General features: G+C 71.2%; 18 protein-coding genes. 9 read left to right on the forward strand and 9 right to left on the reverse strand.

The window, feature by feature from the left end:
- Positions 1-615: serine hydrolase domain-containing protein (locus tag BFF77_RS21915; RefSeq protein ID WP_141698488.1), on the reverse strand; the 615-nt coding region annotated here is incomplete at its 3' end.
- Between the two features lie 233 nt (positions 616-848).
- On the opposite strand from BFF77_RS21915, the gene BFF77_RS21920 reads away from it, so the two are divergent.
- The 5 genes from BFF77_RS21920 (at position 849) to BFF77_RS21940 (ending at position 7,270) form a co-directional block, all read left to right on the forward strand.
- Positions 849-1,955, forward strand: a complete 1,107-nt coding sequence (locus BFF77_RS21920) for a calcium:cation antiporter (protein WP_066952554.1) — start codon at positions 849-851, stop codon at positions 1,953-1,955.
- A gap of 164 nt (positions 1,956-2,119) precedes the next feature.
- A complete protein-coding gene (locus BFF77_RS21925) occupies positions 2,120-2,362 on the forward strand; it encodes a DUF397 domain-containing protein (protein ID WP_066952556.1) in 243 nt (80 codons plus the stop codon).
- A 410-nt stretch (positions 2,363-2,772) separates the two neighbouring features.
- Positions 2,773-3,273 carry a hypothetical protein gene (locus BFF77_RS21930; RefSeq protein ID WP_066952558.1) on the forward strand — a complete coding sequence of 167 codons (501 nt, stop codon included), beginning with the start codon at positions 2,773-2,775 and terminating at the stop codon, positions 3,271-3,273.
- A gap of 126 nt (positions 3,274-3,399) precedes the next feature.
- Positions 3,400-5,754: a glycoside hydrolase family 95 protein gene (locus BFF77_RS21935; RefSeq protein ID WP_079125372.1), complete on the forward strand. Its 2,355-nt coding sequence runs from the start codon at positions 3,400-3,402 to the stop codon at positions 5,752-5,754.
- Positions 5,755-6,121: 367 nt separating this feature from the next.
- Positions 6,122-7,270 (forward strand): baeRF3 domain-containing protein, encoded by a 1,149-nt coding sequence (locus tag BFF77_RS21940; protein ID WP_066952562.1) that lies wholly within the window; start codon positions 6,122-6,124, stop codon positions 7,268-7,270.
- A 130-nt stretch (positions 7,271-7,400) separates the two neighbouring features.
- Here BFF77_RS21940 and BFF77_RS21945 read toward each other — a convergent pair whose 3' ends face one another.
- Both BFF77_RS21945 and BFF77_RS21950 read right to left on the reverse strand, forming a co-directional pair.
- Positions 7,401-9,398: an N-acetylmuramoyl-L-alanine amidase gene (locus BFF77_RS21945; protein WP_079125373.1), complete on the reverse strand. Its 1,998-nt coding sequence runs from the start codon at positions 9,396-9,398 to the stop codon at positions 7,401-7,403.
- 352 nt (positions 9,399-9,750) lie between these two features.
- Positions 9,751-10,902 carry an aminoglycoside phosphotransferase family protein gene (locus BFF77_RS21950; protein WP_079125374.1) on the reverse strand — a complete coding sequence of 384 codons (1,152 nt, stop codon included), beginning with the start codon at positions 10,900-10,902 and terminating at the stop codon, positions 9,751-9,753.
- A 233-nt stretch (positions 10,903-11,135) separates the two neighbouring features.
- Between BFF77_RS21950 and BFF77_RS21955 the strand changes: the two genes are divergently transcribed.
- Entirely contained in the window at positions 11,136-12,638 is a 1,503-nt protein-coding gene (locus BFF77_RS21955) for a DNA-binding protein NsdB (RefSeq protein WP_066952565.1), read from the forward strand.
- A gap of 89 nt (positions 12,639-12,727) precedes the next feature.
- Here the strand turns inward: BFF77_RS21955 and BFF77_RS21960 are convergent, their stop codons facing one another.
- The 4 genes from BFF77_RS21960 to BFF77_RS21975 all read right to left on the reverse strand — a co-directional run bounded on the left by BFF77_RS21960 (position 12,728) and on the right by BFF77_RS21975 (position 16,462).
- A complete protein-coding gene (locus tag BFF77_RS21960) occupies positions 12,728-14,221 on the reverse strand; it encodes a PP2C family protein-serine/threonine phosphatase (RefSeq protein WP_066952566.1) in 1,494 nt (497 codons plus the stop codon).
- Positions 14,222-14,385: 164 nt separating this feature from the next.
- Entirely contained in the window at positions 14,386-15,012 is a 627-nt protein-coding gene (locus BFF77_RS21965) for a TetR/AcrR family transcriptional regulator (protein WP_107422214.1), read from the reverse strand.
- On the reverse strand, positions 15,009-15,371 hold the full coding sequence (locus tag BFF77_RS21970) for a DUF1304 domain-containing protein (RefSeq protein ID WP_066952567.1): 363 nt from the start codon (positions 15,369-15,371) through the stop codon (positions 15,009-15,011). The genes BFF77_RS21965 and BFF77_RS21970 overlap by 4 nt, the downstream gene beginning before the upstream one ends.
- Before the next feature lie 248 nt (positions 15,372-15,619).
- Positions 15,620-16,462, reverse strand: a complete 843-nt coding sequence (locus BFF77_RS21975; RefSeq protein WP_066952568.1) for an endonuclease I family protein — start codon at positions 16,460-16,462, stop codon at positions 15,620-15,622.
- Positions 16,463-16,873: 411 nt separating this feature from the next.
- Between BFF77_RS21975 and BFF77_RS21980 the strand changes: the two genes are divergently transcribed.
- Genes BFF77_RS21980 through BFF77_RS21990 form a run of 3 tightly spaced genes read left to right on the forward strand, consistent with a single transcriptional unit; the run spans position 16,874 to position 21,812 of the window.
- On the forward strand, positions 16,874-18,115 hold the full coding sequence (locus BFF77_RS21980) for a ricin-type beta-trefoil lectin domain protein (RefSeq protein ID WP_211280298.1): 1,242 nt from the start codon (positions 16,874-16,876) through the stop codon (positions 18,113-18,115).
- Positions 18,115-19,512: a ricin-type beta-trefoil lectin domain protein gene (locus tag BFF77_RS21985; protein WP_107422215.1), complete on the forward strand. Its 1,398-nt coding sequence runs from the start codon at positions 18,115-18,117 to the stop codon at positions 19,510-19,512. The genes BFF77_RS21980 and BFF77_RS21985 overlap by 1 nt, the downstream gene beginning before the upstream one ends.
- 23 nt (positions 19,513-19,535) lie before the next feature.
- The gene (locus BFF77_RS21990; protein ID WP_245703642.1) at positions 19,536-21,812 is read left to right on the forward strand and encodes an RICIN domain-containing protein; all 2,277 of its coding nucleotides are present in this window, start codon (positions 19,536-19,538) and stop codon (positions 21,810-21,812) included.
- A gap of 169 nt (positions 21,813-21,981) precedes the next feature.
- Here the strand turns inward: BFF77_RS21990 and BFF77_RS21995 are convergent, their stop codons facing one another.
- On the reverse strand, positions 21,982-22,488 hold the full coding sequence (locus tag BFF77_RS21995; protein ID WP_066952572.1) for a hypothetical protein: 507 nt from the start codon (positions 22,486-22,488) through the stop codon (positions 21,982-21,984).
- 288 nt (positions 22,489-22,776) lie between these two features.
- A complete protein-coding gene (locus BFF77_RS22000) occupies positions 22,777-24,495 on the reverse strand; it encodes a PHP domain-containing protein (RefSeq protein ID WP_066952574.1) in 1,719 nt (572 codons plus the stop codon).
- Between the last annotated feature and the right edge of the window lie 38 nt (positions 24,496-24,533).

Raw genomic sequence — 24,533 nt, forward strand, 5'->3', positions numbered from 1 at the left:
GTGCGTCAGCAGCTGACGCACTGTGATGTCCTCCTTGCCCGCCCGTCCGAACTCCGGCAGATACGCGGCGACCCGCTCCTCCAGCTCCAGCGCGCCGCGCTCGACCGACTGGACCGCGAGGATCGAGGTGAACAGCTTGGAGACCGAGGCGAGATCGAAGACGGTGTCCTCGGCCATCGGGATCTGCCGCTCGGCCGGGAGCTCGACCCCGGTGCCGGTCCTCTCGTCGTACGCCGCGTACCGCACGGCCTTGCCGATGGGGCGGTGCAGGGCCACCGTCCCGCCCCGGCCGGCGAGCAGCACGGCACCCGCGTACCACGGGTGGACGGGCGACGGGCCCAGAAAGGCCACCGCGTCGGTGACCAGCCGCTCCAGCTCGTCCGGGAGCAGACCGGCCCGCTCGGCCGAGCCGCGCCGCAGCGTCCCGCGCCCGGAGGCGGGCCCGTGGCCCGTACCGCCCGGGGCACCGGCGCCGCCACCCGATCCGGCCGTCGCCGCGCGGGCCACGCCCTCGGCGAACGGGACGGGCGCCGCCGCGAGCGCGCCGCCGAGCGCCAGCACTCCGCCGCTCAGCCCTCGCCTGCTGATTCCGTCGCCCGTACCGTCCTGTGTCATCAGGAAGCCCTCCCCTGAAAGTATCTTTCGGGATCTCGACCGACTCCTGAAACTTTCTTGCGGGACCTGTCCGCTGTCAACCCTTCCCCGTCGCCCTGTGGACAGCGGCCCCGGCGCCACACCGAACCCGCTACCACGCCCGAACTGACACCGCATCACGGGGAGCGGCCCGCGGACGCCGTCCGGCGCAGTCCACCGCGCGTTCCTCCGGTGGCTCTGGCAGCGTGAGGCGCATGACGACGAGCAGCGCCATCAGGTCACTGATGTCCCGGTGGACCGTGGTGGTGCCTCTGCTCGCGGTGGCCGCCCTCGTGCTGAGCTGGGAACGCTCCCTGCCCGGCTTCGCGGTCGCCCTGGTCGCCCTCTGTCTCGCGGGCGCGGTGCTCGCGGCCGTGCACCACGCCGAGGTCGTCGCGTACCGCGTCGGGGAACCGTTCGGCTCGCTCGTACTGGCCGTCGCGGTCACCGTCATCGAAGTGGCGCTCATCGTCACCCTGATGGTCGACGGCGGCGCCAAGTCGGCCACGCTCGCCAGGGACACCGTCTTCGCCGCCGTCATGATCACCTGCAACGGCATCCTGGGACTCTGTCTGCTGGTCGGTGCGCTCCGCAGCAGAATCGCCGTGTTCAACCCCGAGGGCACGGGCGCGGCGCTGGCCACCGTCGCGACCCTGGCCACCCTCACCCTGGTCCTTCCCACCTTCACCACCAGCCGGCCGGGGCGCCAGTTCTCGTCGGCGCAGCTCGGCTTCGCCGCCGTCGCCTCACTGATCCTGTACGGGCTGTTCGTCGCCGTACAGACGGTGCGCCATCGCGACTACTTCCTGCCCGTCACCCAGGAGGGTGAGGTGCGTGAGGAGGAGTCGCGCGCTCCGCTGCCCAGCCGCCGGGGTGCCGGACTCAGTCTGGCGCTGCTCCTCGTGGCGCTGGTCGCCGTCGTCGGTGACGCGAAGGCGGTCTCGCCCACCATCGAGTCGGGAGTGGAGTCGGCCGGGCTGCCCCAGGCGGTGGTCGGTGTCGTGATCGCCCTGCTGGTGCTGCTGCCGGAGACCCTCGCCGCCGTGCGCGCGGCCCGTCGCGAGCGGGTGCAGACGAGTCTCAATCTCGCGCTCGGCTCCGCGATAGCCAGCATCGGGCTGACGATCCCGGCCATCGCGCTCGCCACCGTGTGGCTGAGCGGACCGCTGGTCCTCGGACTGGACGCCACGCACATGGTGCTGCTCGCGCTGACCGTGGTGGTGGGTGCGCTGACCGTCGCGCCGGGACGCGCCACCCTGCTCCAGGGCGGTGTCCATCTGGGCATCTTCACGGCGTTCGTCTTTCTGGCCATCAGCCCATGACGTCCCGGCGTCTCCCCGCGCCGCCGTCGCCACGCGATCCGTGTGCCGTCCGCCGGCCTGAACCACCGTGAACTCCACGCTCACGCGTCCTTCGGCCGTGGCCTGTCGAGGACCGACGGCGGTCGATAGGCTGGCCCGGGACGACGCAGCGGGAGGAGCAGGACGTGGCCGAGAGCATCACCACCCACAAGCCGCTTTCGGGCTGGGACAAGCCGGAGCTCGATCTGAGCAACGCGGACTGGCAGTCGAGCAGCCAAGGCACGGGTGACGTCCAGATCGCCTTCGTCGAGGGCTTCATCGCCATGCGCAACAGCGGGCGGCCCGAGAGCCCGTCGCTGATCTTCAGCCCGGCCGAGTGGCGGGCCTTCGTGATCAACGCGCGTGAGGGGGAGTTCGACCTCACCTGACGCGTGACCCGACCGCGCGCGGGCCGCCGCGCGGTGCGGGACACCCCGGGGAGCCGGCCGGCCTCCGGGGACGGGGAGGGCTTCCCCGTCCCCTCTTCCCGGACTTCCCGCCGTGCGGCGGCGATTGGGCCCAGGCCCTGTCCGGCGCGAGGCAGGGGCGGCACATCGTTCCCGCGCGGCCGGTGCGTCCGCCCATGGCCGACGGCCGGATGTGTGCGGTCCCGCGCGGGGCCCACGGTCGTCACACCCGTACCGTCCGCCTCATCCACCTCACCCGTACCGGCGTCCGGAAGCCCGGGGGACACTTGGCCGCGGCGAATCGGCGGCACACCCCGAGGGAGCTTCCGCATGCCTCCGTGAAAGCGTTCACATGGCTCCTGAGTAGTGGCGCGAACACGTACCATGGTGGGATGTCCTTCCTCCGCCGCCGCAGCGCCGCCACACCCGCGGGCCCGGACTTCGACGTCCTGGCCATGGACCCGGGTGACTGGCCCGGAAACCTGGGCGCCGGTCTGCTGCCCGCTCCCGACGGCAGTTGCCAGGGTGTCTTCCTCCGGTACGACCTCTTCGGCGGCCGTGGCCCCGCGATGATCATCGGAAATCTGCCCGAGGGCTCACCGGCCCGCGAACTGGTGGACGGACAGATCCCGTTCGAGGTGGCACAGCTTCTGCTGGCGCTGGAGAACGAGGAGCCCGTCGAGGTCGTCGGCAGCGAGGACATCCCTGTGATGCAGGGCGACAATCTGCTGATCGTCCGCCGTCTCAAGCTCTCCGAGAGCCGGATCTCCTGTGTGCAGTTCGACCGCAGTGACCATGTCCTGGTCACCATCGCGAGCTGGAACCGGCCGATCACGGACGATCTCTACGCGCTGCTGAAGCCGCTGCCCGCGGAGCTGTTCCAGCAGGGCTGAGCCCCCCGGTGGACACAGGGCGGCACGGACCCCGACCGGGACGTGCCGCCCTGCTCGTGCTGCCCTGTGAACTGAATTTGTCACGCGTATTGCCAAATCTGTCATCGGACCTTTAACGTCCGGGCCATGACGCCTGGGATCAGCCGTAGAACCACGATCAAGTCCGCAATTGGGGTATCCGGCGCCTTGACACTGGGAGCCCCGGCCCTGTCTGCCGTCGCAACCGGCCATGACACCTCCGATGAATTGACATTGTGGTATCGAAAGCCCGCCGCCGACTGGGAGCGTGAATCGCTGCCCATCGGCAGCGGAGCGCTCGGCGCGAGTGTCTTCGGGACGCTCGCCACCGAGCGGCTCACGCTCAACGAGAAGACGCTGTGGACCGGTGGACCCGGAGCCGAGGGCGGCTACGACCACGGCAACTGGACCGAGCCCCGGCCCGGCGCGCTCGCCTCCGTGCAGCAGCGCCTGGACACCGAGGGCAAGCTCACCCCGGAGACGGTCGCCGCCGAACTCGGCCAGCCCAAGCACGGCTTCGGCGCCTATCAGGTCCTCGGTGAACTGGAGCTGGCCGTCCCCGGCGCGCCGACGGCTCCCGACGCCTCGTACCGGCGCTCGCTCGACCTCGGCACCGCCCTCGCGGCCGTCTCGTACGTCCACGAAGGCACCACGTACACAAGGGAGTTCTTCGCCTCCTTCCCGGGCAAGGTGATCGCGGGCCGGTTCTCCGCCGACGGGCCGGGAAAGACCGGCTTCACCCTGCGCTACACCTCCCCCCGCCAGGACTTCACCGCCACCGCGAGCGGTGACCGGCTCACCGTGCGGGGCACGCTCCGGGACAACGGGCTGCGGTTCGAGACCCAGATCCGGGTGCGCACGGACGGCGGGCGGGTCACCGCGGGCACGGACGGCACCCTCACGGTCAGCGGCGCCGACAGCGCCTGGTTCGTGCTCGCCGCCGGCACCGACTACGCGGACACCTATCCGCGCTACCGCGGCGCCGACCCGCACACCGCCGTCACCAGGGCGGTGGACGCCGCCGCCCGCCGCTCCTACGCCGCGCTGCGCACCGACCATGTGAAGGACCACCGCGCGCTCTTCGACCGGGTCTCGCTCGACATCGGCCAGCAGCTCCCGGACGTGCCCACCGACCAGTTGCTGACGGGATACACCGGAGGCGCCAGTGCCGCGGACCGGGCACTCGAAGCGCTCTTCTTCCAGTACGGCCGCTATCTGCTCATCGCCTCCTCGCGCGCCGGGTCGCTGCCCGCGAACCTCCAGGGCGTCTGGAACAACGTCACCAATCCGCCCTGGTCGGCGGACTACCACGTCAATATCAACCTCCAGATGAACTACTGGCTCGCCGAGGTCACCAACCTCGCCGAGACCACCGTTCCCTACGACCGCTACGTCGAGGCGATGCGGGCTCCCGGCCGGGTGAGCGCGCGGGAGATCTTCGGCTCGGACGGCTGGGTCGTACAGAACGAGACCAACCCGTACGGCTTCACCGGGGTCCACAACTGGGCCACCTCCTTCTGGTTCCCGGAGGCCGCCGCCTGGCTGACCCAGCAGCTCTACGACCACTACCGCTTCAACGGCTCCACCGGCTATCTGCGCACCACCGCCTATCCGGTGATGAAGGAGGCTGCGGAGTTCTGGCTGGCCAACCTCCGCACCGACCCGCGGGACGGCACGCTCGTCGTCACCCCCAGCTACTCGCCGGAGCACGGCGATTTCACGGTGGGCGCGGCGATGTCGCAGCAGATCATCTTCGACCTGTTCACCAACACCCTGGAGGCCGCGCGGACGCTGGGCGACTCCCGTGCCTTCCGCACCCGGCTGGAGACCACCCTCGGACAGCTCGACCCGGGGCTGCGCATCGGCTCCTGGGGCCAGCTCCAGGAGTGGAAGACCGACCTCGACAGCCGGACGGACGACCACCGCCATGTCTCGCACCTCTACGCCCTGCACCCGGGCCGGCAGATCGAGGCGGGCAGCGAGTGGGCGGAGGCCGCCAAGGTCTCGCTGACCGCGCGCGGCGACGGCGGCACCGGCTGGAGCAAGGCGTGGAAGATCAACTTCTGGGCGCGGCTGCTGGACGGCGACCACGCCCACAAGATGCTCTCCGAGCAGCTCAAGAGCTCCACCCTGCCCAACCTCTGGGACACGCACCCGCCGTTCCAGATCGACGGCAACTTCGGCGCCACCTCCGGCATCGCCGAGATGCTGGTGCAGAGCCAGCACGGACCGATCGAGGTGCTGCCCGCCCTGCCCGCCTCCTGGCCCGACGGCCGGGTGAAGGGACTGCGGGCGCGCGGCGGCGCCACGCTCGACATCGAGTGGTCCGGCGGCCGGGCCACCCGGGTCACCCTGCGGGCGAGCCGTACGACCGAGCTGACGCTGCGCAGCACCGTGCTCGCGGGCGGCGAACGCACCTTCCGGGCCATCGCCGGCAAGACATACGTCTTCCGCGGAGCCTGACGAGCACCGGGCCCAGGTCCTGTCCGACACCTCGCGCCGTCCGTCCGCAGGCCGGGCGGGACGCACCGACAGGGCCCGGGGGCCGGTGACCGGTGGCTTCCCCCGCCCCCGTGGCGCCTCTGTCCCAGGCGCCACGGGTCCCATGGCCCCGTCCGGCACACCGCCGGACGGGGCCATGCCCTGTACGGGCCATGCCCCGCGCCGGACCGGGCGCGCCCCGCGCCGTCCCGGGCCGCGCGTGGCCCGGAGCCCGGGCCCGCACCTCGCGCGAAACCGGTCGGTATCCCGCACGATGGAGATACGCCAGGGGCCGAGGGCACGTGGCCGTCCGCGCGCTGCCGGACCCTTCATCGAGCGAAGGGGCAGCATGGACGACAACGGCAGGAACGGCAACAACGCGAACAACGGCCTGACGCCGGAGGTCCTGCGCGAGCTGCGCCGCCCGCGCCCGTACCCGGCCGTGTCCCTCACCATGCCCACGGACCGCCGCGATCCCCGCGCCGAGGCGGACGCCGTACGGCTGCGCAATCTCCTCGCCGAGGCGGGACACCGTCTTGAGTCCGACCCGGACGTGGACAAGCGGGCACGCCTCGCTGTCAGGACACAGCTCGACCGGGCGCTCGCCGAGGCCGATCTGAGCCATACCCTCGACGGGCTGCTGCTCCTCGCCGACAGCCAGGAGCACCGGATCTGGTACCTGCCGCGCGAGGTGCCCGAGCGTGTCGTCCTCAGCGACAGCTATCTCACCCGGAATCTGGTGGCCGCCACCGCGCAGTCACGGCCGTACTGGGTGCTCGGGGTCGCGGCCGACCGCGCGACGCTGTGGAGCGGCACCGGCGAGTCGCTGCGCGAGCACCGCGCGGACGGATTCCCCATGGCGGCGCCCGAGGAGAGCTGGGACGTCGAACGCGAGGAGCGGATCGGCGACACACCGAGCACCTTCACCGACGAGGAGACCCGCAAGTTCCTGCGGTCCGTGGACGACACCGTGGGCGCGGTCCTGGCACGCCGCCCGCGACCACTGCACCTGGTCGGCCTCGCGCCCGCGCTCGCCCTGCTGGAGGAGGCGGGCAACGCCACCCGCTCGGCCGTCGGCAGACTGGTCAAGGGCGGCCTGGTGGACGGGCCCGCGCCGGTGCTGCTCAAGGAACTCCGGCCGCTGATCGAGGAGTACGCGCGGCGCGAGAAGGAGGAGGTGCTGACGCGGCTGGACGAGGCCAGGGGGCGGCGCGCCTTCGCCGCGGGACTCGACGAGGTCTGGGAGTCGGTGCGCGAGAAGCGGGCCGAACTGGTCGCGCTCGAAGAGCACCACCGCCGTACGGCCAGGGTCCGCGACGGCCATCTCGTGCCCCTGGACGACGCGCCCGCGTCCGTGGCCGCCGGGCACAACGACATTCGCGACGACATCGTGGACGAGCTGGTGGAGAAGGCGCTGGACGGCGGTGCCGACGTGGTGTTCCTGCCGGACGGCACGCTCGCCGCCCACGACAGGATCGCCGCCGTCCTGCGCTTCTGAGCGCCCGGACGCACGCACGGACGGCGGGTGTCACCGGCCCCTCCGTGGCCGGTGACACCCGCCGTGTTCCGCGTCCCGTACGCCGCGTCCCGCGTCCGTACGCCGGGTGGCGCGAGCCGTGCGCCGTCGGTCAGCGGCGCACGGGCAGCACCTCGACGTCGGACGCCTTCACATAACCGACCCGGTGCCCGTACTGGATCTCGTAGTACTTCTCCTGGCCGCGCACCACCCGGTGCCCCGAGGTGTCGAACGCCGGCGCGTAGTAGTACTCGCCCGGCGCGCTGTCACCCACGACATACCGCTGGCCGGCGAGCACCTTGTACGGCAGCGCGGAGACCGTCTGGACCGGCACCTCCGCCGGATACGCCGAGGCCTCCGGATAGGCCCGCCCGTACACCGGCACCTCGGCGACGCCGGCCCTCGGTGTCAGCAGCAGGGCCTTGGCGCCCACCGCCGTCGGCTGCGTCCGCGGATTGCGGAACCAGGCCCGCTGGCCGAGGTACCAGATCGCCGTCCAGTCGCCCCGGCGCCCGGCGACCGCGAACTGCTGGCCGGTCGAGGCGCGGGCCCCCAGATCATTGACGTCCGTGGTGGTGTCCTCGCCGCCCGGACGCAGCCCGATGTCCTTCACCAGCGGAGCGCCCTCCTCCGGCGCGGTGTGCAGCCGTACGGCACCCGAGCCGTGCGGGGCACAGACCTGGCCCGGCTGCTCGCAGCCCGTGTACACCGGCTTGTTCGACGCGTAGTCGGGCCGGATCGTCACCACGTCGGCGTTCGCGCCGGCGGTCGCCTCGAACGGCTTGCCCAGCAGCCGGAAGTAGTGCGCCCAGTCCCAGTAGGGGCCCGGGTCCGTGTGCATGTCGGGGATCAGCGCGGTGGTCGTGCCCGGCACGGTGTCATGGCCCAGGATGTGCTGCCGGTTCAGCGGGACGTCGAACCTCTCCGCCAGATATCTCACCAGCCGTGCCGAGGTCCGGTACATCGACTCCGTGTACCAGGCGTCCGGCGTGGCGAGAAAGCCCTCGTGCTCCAGGCCCACCGACTTGGCGTTGATGTACCAGTTGCCCGCGTGCCAGGCCACGTCCTTGGTCGCCACATGCTGGGCGATGTGCCCGTCGGACGACCGCAGTGTGTAGTTCCAGGACACATAGTCCGGGTCCTTGATGAGCTTGAGTGTGGTGTCCCAGGAGCCCTCGGTGTCATGGATGACGATGTAGTCGATCGACTGGGACTCGGGCCGGTCGGCCTTGTCGTGGTTGCCGTAGTCCTTGTCGCCGAACTCCGCGTACGCCGCGGGCAGCCACTCGCAGGCGACCGTGCTCGGACACTCCGCCCGGTCCGCCGCGACCGTACGCAGCCCGAGCCGCGCCGTCGGGGAGGTGTCCGGCGAGAGCTTCGGGACCGCGCGCAGCGTCACCCGCTGGCCGCTGTCGGTCGTCCGCCGTTCACCGCCTCTGATCACCGCGTAGACGTCGTTCGCGTAGGCGGTGGCCGTCGCCGAGTCGTCCGCCCCCGAGAAACGGGCGACCGCGCCGTACCAGTCGGCGGGATCGCCGCTCAGCGGCTCGCCCAGCTCCCGCTGGGCGGCGGCCAGCAGCGCCGCGCCGCCGCGGATGTTGGCGGCCGGGCTCTCCCGCAGCTCCTCGGCGGGCAGCCCGGTCAGCGAGGCGGCGCGGTCCAGGGTGCGCAGCCGCGCGGGCAGTTCGGAGGTCTCGGGCGGCGCCGTCGTGGCGGTCGTCCGTACGGTACGCACCGTCCGCGCCGGACGGGAGGCGTCACCGCGCGCGTCCTCCGCACCGTCCGAGTGGTGCTGTGCTCCGGCGAGCGCGGACCTGACGTCGGTCAGATGCATCGGACCGTAGCCGCCGGTGACGCTGGGGGCTCCGCCGTGCGTGTCCCAGCGCGACTGGAGATACGAGACTCCGAGCAGCACGCTCTGCGGTACCCGGTAGTGCGCGGAGGCCGCGGCGAACTCGCGCTGGAGCGCGTCGGCGGCGGGCCGTTCCGCGGTGGCGGAGGGCGCGGCCGAGACCAGGGGCAGCAGCAGGGCGGCGGATGCCACGGCGCCCCCCGCTCTCAGCGCACGCCCGCGACGGGAACTCGGACGTGGGGGGACGGAACCTTGCAACGCAGCCTCCAGTGACGGGTGATACGTGAGGGTCTGCCGGGCGGGGCCGACTACAGAGGTATCGGCTCCCGGACGATCCGTCAATCATCCGCCACAGGGGCGATTTCCCACGTCAGCGCGGGTTTCCTGGAGTTTCGCGGCGGTGGTGTCCCGGCCTGCGGCGCGTCAGTGGAGTGAACCAATGAAAGAACAAGGCCCGCCGTCCGGGGCCCGGTTCACGGCCCGGACGCGGGGCGCGTCGGGCGCACCGGAGCGGCGCCGTCCCGTGGAGAGCCGTATCGACGCGCCACGCACCCCGTGTGTCGGCACGGGGCACGCGACGCGGTTCTCTTCCTCCGGTCGGTGGAACGGATCAGCGGGTGCCGACCGCGGCGCGCACCGCCCGGCGCGCCATCGCGCAGTCGTCGTGCAGCCGGCGCAGCAGCAGCCGCTGCTCCTCACCGGTGGCCGGGCCGGCCTGCCCGGGTACGGAGGCTCCCGGAGCGGATGACGGGGAGTGGGACGACGAGCCCGCGCCGGCCTCCGGCGTCTCGTGCATCGCGCGCTGCACCGCCGTCTCGTACATCCGGATCTCCCGGGTCAGGACGAGCATCAGATTGACCAGGAAGGCGTCCCGCTCGGCGGGCCCCTTGACCTGGGCGAGCTGGCTGATCTGGCGCCGTGCCGCCGGAGCGTCCCCGAGCACCGCCCACAGCGTCGCCAGATCGTATCCGGGCAGGTACCAGCCCGCGTGCTCCCAGTCGACCAGCACCGGGCCCGCCGGTGACAGCAGGATGTTGGAGAGCAGGGCGTCGCCGTGGCAGAACTGGCCCATGCCCTGCCGGCCGGCCGCCAGACCGTGCAGCAGCTTCTGGAGGTCCCCCAGATCGCGGTCCGTGAACAGGCCCAGTTCGTGGTACCGGGCGATCCGTGACGCGTAGTCGAGAGGCGCGTCGAAGAGTTTGGCCGGTGGCCGCCACGTGTTGAGCCGGGCGATGGCGCCGAGCGCGGCCCGTACATCGGCCCTCGGGGGCGCCTCCACCGGATGGCGGGTCAGCGCCGCGGCCCGGCCGGGCATCCGCTCGATCACCAGCGCGCAGTTCTCGGGGTCCGCGGCGACGAGCCGGGGCACCCGCACCGGCGGCCGGTGCCGTACGAAGGAACGGTAGGCAGCTATTTCATGCCTGAACCGTTCGGTCCACACCGGCGAGTGGTCCAGCAGGACCTTGGCGACCGCGGTGGTACGCCCGGTGGTTCCGACGAGCAGTACGGACCGGCCGCTGCGGCGCAGCACCTGTACCGGTTTGAACTCCGGACAGATCCGGTGCACCGACGCGATGGCCATCCGCAGCTGTGCGCCCTGAGGGCCGGACAAGTCGAGTCTCCCGCTGAGCGGTTGGGTGACGGCCCCCGTCCTGATCCGAGTCCGCCCGACGTGGGTGGGGTCGAGATACGGTCCGCTCCCGGGCACGACCGTACGCTGCGACCGGGGCGGGGCGGACACGGAGGACGATGCTGTGTACATGGGCGATACAGATCCCTTCGTGTGCCGACGAATTGCGTGCGCCGTCCCGCCCCGGCGGCCCTTCGGCACCCTGGGGAGTACGTCCTGCCGCCGGGGCGGGGTGGCGCTTTCCTACCCGACACCCGAGTGCGGGTGGCACACCATCTGGCGCACCCTGGCGAAGCCTGGCGAATAGTCGCCACGCATCTGCCGGAGGGCTACTGTCAAGTCAGCCGAGAACCTGGGGGCTTGACGTGAGCGGAGAATCCAACACCCGTCTGTCGGATCTGTTCGGCCTGGCCGGCTGGTCCAAGGGCGAACTCGCGCGGATGGTGAACCGGCAGGCGGCGGCCATGGGCCACCCCCAACTGGCCACCGACACCTCGCGGGTGAGGCGCTGGATCGACATGGGGGAGACCCCGCGCGATCCCGTGCCGAGAGTGCTGGCGGCCCTGTTCACCGAGCGGCTCGGTCGTGTCGTGACCATTGAGGACCTCGGGTTCGCACGGAACGGGCGCGCGGGGAAACGACGGAACGCCGGGAACGCCGGGAAACCCGACAATCCCGACGGTCTGCCGTGGGCGCCCGACCGGACGGCAGCGGTCCTCACCGAATTCACGGGAATGGACCTCATGCTCAACCGTCGAGGCTTGGTGAGCGCGGGTGCCGCGCTCACCGCAGGTTCCGCACTCACCAGCGCCATGCACGACTGGCTGCACTCCGACCCCGCGCTCGCGTCGGACGCGCCCCGGCTCGACGATCCCCTGCACGCCGACCCCGCCGGGTTCGACCGCTACGAGGCCGCCCCGATCGGGTCGCAGGAGATCGACGCGCTGGAGCACTCCGTCGAGGTGTTCCGCGCCTGGGACGCCGCCCGTGGCGGCGGCCTCCAGCGCAAGGCGGTGGTGGGCCAGCTCAACGAGGTGGGCGGCATGCTCGCCTACCGCCACCCCGACCATCTCCAGCGGCGCCTGTGGGGCGTCGCCGCCAATCTCGCCGTACTCGCCGGGTGGATGTCCCACGACATCGGCCTCGAACCGACGGCCCAGAAGTACTTCGTCATCGCCACCCACGCGGCCCGCGAGGGCGGCGACCGGCCGCGTGCCGGCGAGGCCCTGTCCAGAGCCGCCCGGCAGATGATCCATCTCGGCCGGCCCGACGAGGCGCTCGACCTGATGAAGCTCGCCAAGTCCGGCTCCGGCGGGGAGACCCTGCCCCGTACGCGCGCCATGCTGCGCACCATCGAGGCCTGGGCACAGGCGTCCATGGGCCGCGGCCAGGCCATGCGGCGGACCTTGGGCGAGGCGGAGGAACTCTTCGTCTCGGACAAGGGCGATGTACCGCCGCCCTGCTGGATGCAGATGTTCGACGAGGCCGATCTGCACGGGATGGAGGCGCTGGCCTTCCGTACCCTCGCTGACCATGAACCGGCGGCGGCGACCGTGGCGCAGAGCCATGCCAAGAAGGCGCTGGAGCTACGGGGCGGCGGCCGGCAGCGGTCCAAGATCTTCGACTACATCTCGCTGGCGTCCGCCTGCTTCATCGCGGACGACCCGGAGCAGGCGGACCGGTACGCGCGTCTCGCGCTGGTGTCCATGGGGGAGACCTCCTCGCACCGCACCTGGGACCGGCTGAGGGAGATGTACCGGCTCACCGGCCAGTACACGGGGCACGGGAAGATCGAGGATCTGCGTCAGGAGATCCAGTTGGCCCTGCCCAGGAATCCCGCCAGGAAGGCGGGAAGCGCCGGCATCTGACGGCAGCCCCCGCCCCCGGTCCCGTTCGGTCCGGCGGCCTGCGCGGCGGTGGACCTCCGTACCGGGCCCAGGACCCGGACGCGCCCACCTCAGCCTTCGGACACCTCGGTCGTCCCGTCCCGGCCGCCGACCCTGACGGCCATCACACAGGCGTCGTCGGCGCGTTCGGCCTCGCCGAACTCCTCGGCGACCGTCCTGGCGCACTCCCGCGCGGTACGGGTCCCGGCGAGCCGGGGCGCCAGCGCCAGGAGCCGGTCCCGGTCCCTGCCGGTGGTGTCACCGTCGCGCGACAGCCCGTCGGTGTACAGCACCAGCAGGTCGCCGGGCCGGAGCCGGATGTCGGCCTGCTCGTACGCGGCTCCCGAGGTCGCCCCGAGCAGTACGCCTTCCGGCGGAGTCAGCACACGCCCCGTCCCGTCGCGGAACAGCAGCGGGGCGGGGTGTCCTGCCTGTGCCCACGCGAACGTCCGGGTCCCCGGGGTGTAGCGGGAGCAGAGCACACTGCCCAGCGCGGGCTGCTCGGAGGTGTCGAGGAGCTGGTTGAGATGGCCCAGCAGGGCGCCGGGCTCGATGCCCGCCACGGCCATGCCGCGCAGCGCGCCCAGCGCCATCGCCATCGAGGACGCGGCGGCCATGTCCTGGCCGGTCAGCTCGCCGACGGTCAGCAGGGTGTCGCCGTCGGGCAGTTCGAAGGCGTCGTACCAGTCCCGGCCGGCGGGCGGGCCGGCCACGGACGGGAGCCGGCGTACGGCCACGTCGAGCTCAGCGGCGTCCGGCGCGGCGGACCCGTTCCGGGTGAGCCGTGACGAGCCGCGCCAGGACGGCAGAACGGCCTCCTGCAACTCGACCACGAGCCGTCGCTCGGTCTGCGCGATGTGCTGTTCGCGCCGGAGCGAGTCCCGTGAGTCGCGCACCGCCCGTTCGCTGCGGCGCAGTTCGCTGATGTCACGCAGGACCGCCCACATGGAGGCGGTGCAGCCGTCGGCGTCGACGACCGGCTCACCCGTCATGTGCAGCGTACGCACCCGGCCGTCGGGCCTGACGATACGGAACTCGCCGTCCATGGGCTTTCCGTCGATCAGGCAGCCCGTCACCATCGTGGTGAGCAGCGCGTGGTCGTCAGCGAACACCAGGGAGGGCAGCTCGTCCAGCGACAGCGGTCCGCTCTCCCGCGACCGGCCGAAGATCTCGAACAGTTCGTCCGACCAGCTCACCTCGTCGGTGAGCAGGTCCCACTCCGCGCTGCCGACGCGGCCCGACGACGGGCCGGCGCCGCTGTGGGCCCCCCGACGGTGGCGCGGAACGCGGTGCTGCTCCAGCGCCGGTTCCGCCGAGCCGGAGCCCTCCGGCCGTCCGGCCTTCAGCTCCTCCAGGTGCGAGCCCAGATCATCCAGTTGATGGACCGCCAGGTCGCAGAGCGCCCGCTGCCAGCGCCACAGCGCGTCGTCGTCGTCCGACTCGGTGTCGCGGCGCACGGCGTCCACCTCTCCGCGTAATTGACGGGCCTGGCTGATGAGCGCTTCCACCGTCCCGCGCTCGGGAGGCTGCGGGGCAGGACGGTCCGCGAACAGAGGGGACGTCATCTCGTACTCCGATACGGCGCGGCACTGTCTGGTCCAACTGATGGACTGTCATGAACTCTGGCACAGGCGCCGCGGGCCCGTAAGGCGTTTGGCAACACTCGATGCGGCGATGCTTCTGGCATATGCCGATGGCTGCCGGGAGCGTGACCGCGGCCGTTCGCCTCTCAGTCCACGGGAAGCCGGTGGAGCGCCACCAGCAGCCCCCAGACGCGGGTCGCGATGCCTTCCGGGGAGTCCTCGATCAGACCGTGCAGCCAGTCCGCCAGCACCCCGGTGAAGGCCGCGGCCACCGCGGAGGCGATCAGCTCCGGAGCGGGCGCGCCGGCCAGTTCCCGCTCGGCGCGGCTGCGCTCGCGCAGCTCACGATGGAGCAGCCCGCCCAGCGGTCCGCCGCCTCCCGGGCGCAGCAGGGTCCGGTGGAGCGCGGCGTGCGGGGTCAGGTCGGCGAAGAACGTGACGAGGGGCGGCGGCGGAACGCGCGGGTCCGGAGTGCCCCGCCAGGCGTGCAGGGCGTCCACCGCGTCCCGTACCACCTCCGCGCAGGCGTCCACGGCCAGTGCCTGGAGATCCGGATAGTGCAGATAGAACGTGGCCCGGCCCATCCCGGCCCGGCGCACCAGGGCGGCGACCCCGACCTCTTCGAGCGGCCGTCGCGCGCACTCGTCGAGCAGTGCCTGCCGCAGTCTGGCCCGGGTCCTGGCCGTACGGGGATCGCGCGCGGGCCCGCCGGGAGCCGATGAGGGCGGTGGCGGTGGCAGCGGTGGGGGCGCGCCGGGCGGTGTTCCGGTCATCCCGCCGCCAGGACCGCGGCCAGGGCGAGCGCGCCGGGCAGTGCCTGGACGGACAGGATGCGCCGGTTCGCGGTGATCCCGCCGTACACCCCGGCGACGACCACACAGATCAGGAAGAATATCCGCACCCGGTGGCCGGTCGGGTCGTCGGCGATCAGGCCCCAGAACAGCCCGGCGGCCAGAAAGCCGTTGTAGAGGCCCTGGTTGGCGGCGAGCGGCGCGGTCCTGCGGGCCAGCTCGGCGTCGAATCCGGAGAGCGCGCGGCCTTGCCGGCGCTCCCACAGGAACATCTCCAGGACCATGACATAGACATGGAAGGCGGCCACCAGGCCGACCAGGATGTGCGCGACCGTCCGCATGGCACGGGCCCCCGTACTCGTCACAGAGAATGGACATGTGTCCGGGAAGTATAGACACCTGTCCAGAAGGGGTCCGGCGGAGGGGTACGGGAGCCGGGAGCGGCAGGGCCCGCGGTCCGGGCAAGCCGAAGCCCCCGGGACAAGTGCGTCCCGGGGGCTCGGGCCAGCATTCCCCATGGGGGCGCTTGGAGTTAACGCGGCACAGTCTGGCACCGGCGGTGATCAGGTACGCGCGTGCCGCGCCGCGCTCACCAGATGGCCTCGACCCATTCGGGGTGGTCGATGAACGGGTTCCGGTTCTTCTGGTACTGGCTGTATATGACCTCGTTGCGACGCTTCTCGAAGGTGTCCGGCGGGTCCTGGAGGCTCCACGCCTTCAGGACGGACAGCTTCCCCATCGCGGGCGTGGAGCCGTTGTTGACGCGCTCGTTGGGTTCGAGGTCGGGCCAGGAGTCGCCGCCCTCGTACCGAACGGCCATGTAGAGGATCATCCGGGCGACATCGCCCTTGACCGCGTTGCGCGGTTCGTAGGAGTCGGAGTCCGTGTAGTTGCCCGGCGCGCCGGAGACCGCGCTGCCGCCCCGGTCGAAGTCCTTGTTGCCGCGCACGGAGTTGACGCCGACGTCCTCCGGGCGCAGGTGGTGCAGGTCGGTCCCGGGTCCGGTGGCGGTGCCGAAGTTGCCGTGGGACTGCGCCCAGACGTGCTCGCGGTTCCACTGGCCCGAGTTGCCGCCGTTGCTCGACTTCGACTGGGACCGGCCGCTGTACAGCAGGATCACGTTCGAGCTGTTGGCGGGATCCTGGTCGGTGTTCTTGAGCGCCTCCCAGACCTGTGCGTATGTGATCTTCGTCTGGTTCCTGATGATCGTGTGCAGGGCCGACTTCAGCGCGGGCCCGGTCTTGCCGAGCGCGCCCTGGTAGTACGTGTCGTCGAGCGCGGCGACGGCGGCCGAGCCCGCGGCCGGGGCGGCGGAGGTCACGGTCGTGGACGGCGTGGCGGCCGGTGCGGCGGCGGCGGTGGTGGCGAGCACCGCGGTGGCGGCACCGAGGGCCAGCAGCAGGCGTCCGGTGGGACGTTGGCGACGGGACATGGGGGAAGCTGTCCTCTCCGGCGGGGACCGTCACGGCGCACGGCCACAGGGTGGGGGCGGGCGCCGCAGTGGTCGTGACGTCATGGTCGAGCGGGAGCCTTCCACAGGGCCCTGCGGCCTCGTGTGAACACACAGTGTCGGTCATGTGCAGGTCAAGTCAATCGACGGGCCGGGCCTGTGCCGCCCGGTTGTGGAGGGTCTGGGTTCATATGTATGTGCGGCGGCCATGAATCTGGTCAACTTTGGTCCATACCAGCTTCTTGACGGCCCCTCGTGGCCTGCCTTAAATCAAGTACTGAAATAAGCGCCCGAGGCGCTCACGCGCGACCTCCCCCCTCGGCTGCAATGTCATGCGCATGACCCCCCACTGAAGCGATGTGATGACCTGTGCGAATCCCTCTGGGACGCCGAATGGCGCTCTCCGCGCTCGCCCTGCTCTGCTGTACCGGTCTGCTGACCGCGACGCCCGCCGGTGCGGCCCCCGCGCCCGAGGCGCGCGCCGATGCCTCGATCGCCGCGGTCACCTTCTCCGAGGACTTCAACGGTCCCGCGGGATCGGCCGTCGACGGCGGCAGGTGGCAGATCGAGACCGGCGACAACGTCAACAACCACGAGCGGCAGTACTACACCGCCGGCAACAACAACGCCGCCCTCGACGGCCAGGGCAACCTGGTCATCACCGCGCGCAAGGACAACCCGGGCAACTACCAGTGCTGGTACGGCCGGTGCGAGTACACCTCGGCCCGGCTCAACACCTCCGGCAAGTTCACCGCGCAGTACGGCCGTGTCGAGTCCAGGATGAAGGTCCCGCGCGGCCAGGGCATGTGGCCCGCCTTCTGGATGCTCGGCAACGACATCGGCAACGTCGGCTGGCCCAACAGCGGCGAGATCGACATCATGGAGAACGTCGGCTTCGAGCCCGGCACCGTCCACGGCACCCTGCACGGCCCCGGCTACTCCGGCTCGGGCGGCATCGGCGCCGGCTACACCCTGCCCGGCGGCCAGGCGTTCGCCGACGCCTTCCACACCTTCGCCATCGACTGGTCCCCGAACTCCATCACCTGGAGCGTCGACGGCAATGTCTACCAGCGGCGGACACCCGCCGATCTCGGTGGCCGTGCCTGGGCGTTCAACAAGCCGTTCTTCATCATCCTGAACCTGGCGGTCGGCGGCTACTGGCCCGGCGACCCCAACGGCAGCACTCCGTTCCCCTCCCAGCTCGTCGTCGACTATGTGCGGGTCACCACCAATGACGGCGGCTCGGGCGGAGGCGGCGGTGCGATCACCGGCCTCGGCGGCAAGTGCGTGGACGTGGCCGGCGCCAACCCGGCCAACGGCACCCCCGTACAGCTCTACGACTGCAACGGCTCCGCCGCGCAGCAGTGGACCGTCGGCACCGACGGTTCGCTCCGCGCGCTCGGCAAGTGCCTGGACGTGACGGGCAACAGCACGGCGGACGGCGCTCAGCTCCAGATCTGGGACTGCGCCGGTACTCCCAATCAGCGCTGGGCCCTGCCCGCCGCCCGTGATGTCGTCAACATCGGGGCCAACAAGTGCCTGGACGTCACCGGCAGCAGCTCCGCCAACGGCACCCGGCTCCAGATCTGGACCTGCACGGGCGCGGCCAATCAGAAGTGGACGGTGAACCGCTGATGGCCGCCGCAGGTCTGCGTGCGACGTCGCTGAGAACGCTCGTTCTGCTGCTCGCGCTCCCGCTGGCGCTCGCCGCGTCCCTCGTCGCCACGCCCGCCCCGGCCACCGCCGCCGTCGCGGCGGTCGGCTCGATCACGGGTCTGGGCGGCAAGTGTGTCGACGTGGCCGGAGCCAACCCGGCCAACGGCACGGCCGTACAGCTCTACGACTGCAACGGCTCCGCCGCGCAGCAGTGGGACGTCGCCTCCGACGGCTCCATCCGCGCGCTCGGCAAGTGCCTGGACGTCAAGGGCAACAGCACGGCCAACGGCGCACAGCTCCAGATCTGGGACTGCGCCGGTACCCCGAACCAGAAGTGGAGCGTCTCGGCCGCCCGCGACATCGTCAACACCCAGGCCGACAAGTGCCTGGACGTGACGGGCAACACGTCCGCCAACGGCACCCGGCTCCAGATCTGGACCTGCACCGGGGCCGCGAACCAGAAGTGGACCGCGCCCTCGGGCGGCGGCAACCCGCCCGCGCCCAGCGGACCCATGGCGGTCGCACCGTACATCTACAACGGCTGGGGCAGCCCGCCGAACCCGACCACGGTCATGAACGCGACCGGTGTGAAGTGGTTCACCCTGGCGTTCGTGCTCAGCAACGGCTACTGCAATCCGCAGTGGGACGGCGGACGCCCGCTGACCGGCGGCGTGGACCAGCAGACCATCAACACCGTGCGCGGCGCGGGCGGCGACATCATCCCATCCTTCGGCGGATGGAGCGGCAACAAGCTGGAGAGCTCCTGCTCCAGCGCGGGTGAGCTGGCCGCCGCGTACCAGAAGGTCATCAACGCGTACGGTCTCAAGGCCATCGACATCGACATCGAGGCCGCGGCCTACGACAGCCCCACCGTCCAGCAGCGCACCGTGGACGCGCTCAAGACCATCAAGGCCAACAACCCCGGCATCAAGGTGTACATCACCTTCGGCACCGGCCAGAACGGCCCCGACACCAGCCTGATCAACCGCGCCGCCGCCGCGGGGCTGACGGTGGACAGCTGGACGATCATGCCGTTCAACTTCGGAGGCGCGGGCCAGAACATGGGCACGCTCACCACCCGTGCCGCCGAGGGCCTGAAGAACGCGGTCAAGAACGCGTACGGATACAGCGACGACCAGACGTACCGCAGCATCGGCATCTCGTCGATGAACGGCATCACCGACAACAGCGAGACGGTGACCGTCGCGGACTTCCGCACCATCCTCGCCTACGCACAGCAGCACCATCTCGCACGGCTGACCTTCTGGTCGGTCAACCGCGACCGGCCCTGCACCGGCGGCGGAGCCGACACCTGCTCCGGTGTCAGCCAGCAGGCGTGGGACTTCACCCGCGTCTTCGCTCAGTACACCGGCTGAGGCCGGGCGAGGAGAACGAAGAGATGAACACGCTCTCGTACGGTGGCGGCGCCACGCCGGGCCGCCACCCGTACCGACGGCTGTCCCCGCTCACCCTGCTGCTGACCGTGGCAGCACTCTGCATGTCGCTGGTCGCCCTGCCCCAGCAGGACGCCGCGGCGGGGACCGCCGTGGAGGGCGGTGTCACGGTGGGCGGTGCCGCTGCGGCGGCACCGCCCACCGGGTGGACCACCGTCGTCAACAAGACGAGCGGCAAGTGCGTCGACGCACGCGCCGCCGCCACGGGCAACGGCACCGCCGTACAGCAGTACACCTGCAACGGCAGCCTCGCCCAGCACTGGAGCCTCACCGCCACCAGCGGCGGTCATGTCAGGGCGGGCAACCGCAACGCCGGCAGTCAGGTCTGGGACGTGACCGACGTATCGGCCGCCGACGGCGCGGCGATCCAGCTCTGGACCTACAGCGACGGCGCCAATCAGCAGTGGCTGCCCGTGGAGGAGGCCGACGGCGCGTACCACTTCGTCAACCGCGCCAGCGGGAAGTGCCTCGACGTGCCGAGCGCCTCGACCGCCGACAGCGTCCAGCTCCAGCAGTACACCTGCAACGGATCGGGCGCGCAGTCCTTCCGGGTGGAGGCCGCGGACCCGCCGGTGCCTCCGGGCACCCCGGACCTCGGCCCCAATGTGACCGTCTTCGACCCGTCGATGTCGGCCGCCACCATCCAGAGCCGGGTGGACGCCACCTTCCGGCAGCAGGAGACCAATCAGTTCGGCACCCAGCGGGCCGCCTTCCTGTTCAAGCCGGGCACCTACAGCGCCGATGTGAACGTCGGCTTCTACACCCAGGTCGCCGGCCTCGGTCTGTCGCCGGACGACGTCAACATCCGCGGCGCCGTCCATGTGGAGGCCGACTGGTTCCCGCCGCAGAACGCCACCCAGAACTTCTGGCGCAGCGCCGAGAACCTGTCCGTCACACCCACGACGGGCACCGACCGCTGGGCGGTCTCCCAGGCCGCTCCCTACCGCCGTATGCATGTCCGGGGCAATCTGGCGCTGGACGACGGCGGCTGGTCCAGCGGTGGCTTCATGGCCGACTCCAAGGTCGACGGCCAGGTCAGGTCCGGATCCCAGCAGCAGTGGCTCTCCCGTAACACCGAGTGGGGGAGCTGGACGGGATCCAACTGGAACATGGTGTTCGTCGGCGCGCGCAACGCGCCCGCGAACAGCTTCCCCAACCCGCCCTACACCACGGTCGACCAGACCCCGCAGGTGCGTGAGAAGCCGTTCCTGTACATCGACCAGGCGGGCGCCTACAAGGTGTTCGTCCCGGCGCTGCGTGACAACTCCAGCGGTACGACCTGGTCGGCCGGCGCTCCGGCGGGTACGTCGATCCCGCTGGACCAGTTCTACGTCGCCAAGCCGGGAGCGACGGCCGCGGAGATGAACGCCGCGCTGGCGCAGGGCAAGAACCTCCTGGTCACGCCAGGTGTCTACCATCTCAACCAGACCCTGAGGATCACCCGTCCCGACACCGTCGTCCTCGGGCTCGGTCTGGCGACGTTCATCCCGGACAACGGCATCACCGCGGTCTCGGTGGCCGATGTGGACGGCGTGAAGGTGGCCGGTCTGCTCATCGACGCCGGGCCCGTCAACTCCCAGCGGCTGATGGAGGTCGGCGCCGACGGCTCCAGCGCGAGCCACGCGGCCAACCCGACCTCGCTGCACGATGTGTTCTTCCGCATCGGCGGCGCGGGAGTCGGCAAGGCGACCACCAGCCTTGTCGTCAACAGCCGCAATGTGATCGGTGACCACATGTGGATCTGGCGCGCCGACCACGGCAGCGGTGTGGGCTGGAACACCAACACGGCGGACACCGGTCTGGTCGTGAACGGTGCCGATGTCACGATGTACGGCCTGTTCGTCGAGCACTACCAGAAGCATCAGACGATCTGGAACGGCAACGGCGGGAAGACGTACTTCTACCAGAACGAGATGCCCTACGACCCGCCCAACCAGGCGGCCTGGATGAACGGCACGACCCAGGGCTACGCCGCCTACAAGGTGGCGCCGTCCGTGACCAGCCATCAGGCGTACGGGCTCGGCAGCTACTGCTTCTTCAACGTCAACAACAGTGTGACGGCGGAGCACGCGTACGAGGTGCCCAACAACGCCAATGTGCGCTTCCGCAACATGGTGACGGTCTCGCTCGGCGGCACCGGGACCATCCGGCATGTCATCAACGACCGGGGAGGGCCGTCGAACTCGTCCACGAACGTGGCGAATCTCGTCGCCTACCCCTGACGGGGCCGGGCCGAGCCCTCGGAGGGCACGACAGGCCGCGACGCGCGGCAGCAGGCGGCCCCCGGACGGATGTTCCGTCCGGGGGCCGCCCGTGTGCCGCTCCGCCGGACTCCTGGAGGCGTGGACCCGCCGGCGGGGGCCCGGGGCCCCCGGGTTCCGTACCGGTGGCTCAGGGAGCCTGCCCGGCCATCGGCTCGGCCTCCAGAAAACGGCGGCGGCGCGGGCCCCGGTAGACCAGCGCCTCCCAGCCCAGCCGTTCCAGTACGGCCGCGCACTCGGCCAGCGCGCGCTCCTCCTCCTGCGCCGCTCCACCGCCGGGCGGCCCGGCCCACTCCACCCGTACGGCCGACGGCCGCTCACCGGCCAGGACACGGAACCCGGTGACGGTCCGCCGCCCGGTCCCGTCCACCGCCGACGGCGCCAGCCCGGCCGCCTCCAGCGCGAGCGCGACGGCCCGCACCGGGCGCTGCCGCTCCCACGGCGCCGGAGCGGCCCCCGGATCGCCCGGGCCCGTGTGCGTCAGCCGCCGGATCTGGAGCAGCCCTTCGAAGGCGACCCGGACCTCGGCCGCCCGCGCCCGCGGATCCGGGCCCGGCACCGGCCCGTCGCCGGTGGCCGCCTCGAAGCCGCCCCGCCCCGCGCGGTCGTCCCTCGCCGTCTTCTCCCCCGCTGCCATGTCCCGAGCCTCTCAGACGGCTCGGACAGTCCGGGGGGCACGGTGAGGGCCGGAGAACGTGTGCCGGGAGAACGAGAGGCCCCGACCGGACGGGGGGCGCCGGTCGGGGCCGTAACGGGAAGGGTGCGGATGGCGGTCGCCTCGCGGCGCTGTCTCCACAGGGCTTCAGCCGAACGATCTTCCCTGTGGAGGATTCTCCTGTGGGGCCCGGGGACTCGGTTCCATCCACACCCTCACACTCCACAACGGCGGGCCGTCCCGGAATGTTCCCCGCTCAGTCGGACAGGGTCAGGACGGCAGAACCCAGATCGGGTTCGAGTAGAACCAGAGGTCCTGCCACGGGTCGGCGGAACCGACGACATCGATCGCCGGACCGAACGGGTCGACCGCGGCACCGTGGACGCCCACCGCGCTGCGCTTGCCGTCGGTGCCGCGCAGCCGGAGGTACAGCGGCGTGGAAACCCTGTCGAGCTTGTACGTGAGGGTCACGGTGCCCGTCGACTTGTTGATCTCGAAGGACTTGACGACCTTCGCGGTCGGCGCCGTGAAGGTGTCCTTGTCGCGGACCGGTCCCGTGACATCGCCCTGGATGATGTCGACACGGGCCAGCTTCGGCACGAACTGCGCCCAGTTGGCACCGTTGGCGAGGGCGATCTCGACGGTCAGCTCGACCTTGTCACCGCGCTTGATGTGCAGCGCGCCACCGAGCGTGGTCCACTGGCTGCTGCCCTTGATACGGACGTCGAGGCCGCTGATCAGACCGCCGTGGTCCACCCAGATCCGGCCCGCGCGCATGCCGTCCATGACCGCCGCGTACGAGAAGCGGTCCGCGCCGACGTGCGTACGGCTGTAGTGGCCCGGCCAGTAGTCACCCTGCGTGAGGCTGAGACCGTCACCGTAGACCGGGTCGGAGTGCCGGCCGTTGACCGCGAAGTTGTCGTCGGGGCCGATCACCGAGGGCTCGGCGTAGATCTGGTGCGAGTCGGAGTTGGCCGTGACCCACCACGGCTTGCCCTCGGCCAGCAGGCTGTCCCAGAGACCGCCGACGGTGGAGGTCATCCAGTCGAAGCCGCCCCAGGTGCGGTAGCTGTCCGCCGGGTAGCCCGGGAAGGAGTTGGCGCTGGGCGAGTTGCCGTAGAAGCCACGGGCCTGGGCGCCGCCCTTGGGGGCCGGCAGACCGGCGGCCTGGTGGCCGGGAGCGCCCTCCATGCCGATGGCGATGGGGTGCTCGGTCGAGGTGGCGTCGCGCCAGCCGCGGATCTCGTGCGGTGAGTCGATGCCGTTGCGGGCCGGGTGGTTGGCCAGCATCAGCGCGTCGTCGACCTTGCGACGGCGCACCTGGTCGGCGAGGAACTGGAGGCCGGAGATGGCCAGGGCCTCGTTGACGTCGTTGGAGGAGCTGGGGTGCAGGCTGCCGTCGTAGTCGTTCTCGAACTGCTTGAGCACCTCCACCTCGTTGCTGCCGGGGTGGACGAAGACCGTGGCGTGCTCGGCGCCCGGGATGTTCCACTCCAGGCCCTGGAAGACGAGCTGGTCCTTGAAGACCTTCCGCGCTTCCTGGATGTCCGGGTTGACCTTGTCCACACCGATCCGGGCGTGCGTCTCGCTGCCGTGGTCGGTGATGACCATCCAGTCCAGGCCGTGGGCGGTGCCCTGACGGACCTGGTCGATCACGCGGTACTTGCCGTCGCTGCTGTACTGCGTGTGGATGTGGTGGTCACCCGCCAGCCACAGGAAGCCGTTGCTCTTGGAGCGGCTGCCCAGAGGGGAGCCGCTCGAGTCGGCGGCGGCGGTCGTGGCGCCGCCGAGGACGCCCGCTCCGGCCAGACCGGCGCCCAGCAGGCCCGCGCGGCGCAGCATCGAGCGGCGGGAGAGCTGGCTCGGTGACAGCTCACTGTCCGGCACGCCGGCGTCGAGCGCCGCCGGCAGCGGGCCGTTGCCGGCCGGAGTGTCGTGCGCGTGGTCGTGCGCGTGGTCGTGCGGGTGGTGGTGATGGCCGTGGCCCATTGCAGCTCCTCGCCGGTACCTGTACTGCTCAGCGAATG

It is taken from the genome of Streptomyces lushanensis, assembly GCF_001700515.1.
In the GTDB taxonomy this organism is placed as follows: domain Bacteria; phylum Actinomycetota; class Actinomycetes; order Streptomycetales; family Streptomycetaceae; genus Streptomyces; species Streptomyces lushanensis.

Coding starts and splice junctions, on each gene's coding strand:
- BFF77_RS21920 (WP_066952554.1), top strand. CDS start 849: ATGACGACGAGCAGCGCCATCAGGTCACTGATGTCCCGGTGGACCGTG.
- BFF77_RS21930 (WP_066952558.1), top strand. CDS start 2,773: ATGTCCTTCCTCCGCCGCCGCAGCGCCGCCACACCCGCGGGCCCGGAC.
- BFF77_RS21935 (WP_079125372.1), top strand. CDS start 3,400: ATGACGCCTGGGATCAGCCGTAGAACCACGATCAAGTCCGCAATTGGG.
- BFF77_RS21940 (WP_066952562.1), top strand. CDS start 6,122: ATGGACGACAACGGCAGGAACGGCAACAACGCGAACAACGGCCTGACG.
- BFF77_RS21950 (WP_079125374.1), bottom strand. CDS start 10,902: ATGTACACAGCATCGTCCTCCGTGTCCGCCCCGCCCCGGTCGCAGCGT.
- BFF77_RS21960 (WP_066952566.1), bottom strand. CDS start 14,221: ATGACGTCCCCTCTGTTCGCGGACCGTCCTGCCCCGCAGCCTCCCGAG.
- BFF77_RS21965 (WP_107422214.1), bottom strand. CDS start 15,012: ATGACCGGAACACCGCCCGGCGCGCCCCCACCGCTGCCACCGCCACCG.
- BFF77_RS21970 (WP_066952567.1), bottom strand. CDS start 15,371: ATGCGGACGGTCGCGCACATCCTGGTCGGCCTGGTGGCCGCCTTCCAT.
- BFF77_RS21975 (WP_066952568.1), bottom strand. CDS start 16,462: ATGTCCCGTCGCCAACGTCCCACCGGACGCCTGCTGCTGGCCCTCGGT.
- BFF77_RS21980 (WP_211280298.1), top strand. CDS start 16,874: ATGGCGCTCTCCGCGCTCGCCCTGCTCTGCTGTACCGGTCTGCTGACC.
- BFF77_RS21985 (WP_107422215.1), top strand. CDS start 18,115: ATGGCCGCCGCAGGTCTGCGTGCGACGTCGCTGAGAACGCTCGTTCTG.
- BFF77_RS21990 (WP_245703642.1), top strand. CDS start 19,536: ATGAACACGCTCTCGTACGGTGGCGGCGCCACGCCGGGCCGCCACCCG.
- BFF77_RS21995 (WP_066952572.1), bottom strand. CDS start 22,488: ATGGCAGCGGGGGAGAAGACGGCGAGGGACGACCGCGCGGGGCGGGGC.
- BFF77_RS22000 (WP_066952574.1), bottom strand. CDS start 24,495: ATGGGCCACGGCCATCACCACCACCCGCACGACCACGCGCACGACCAC.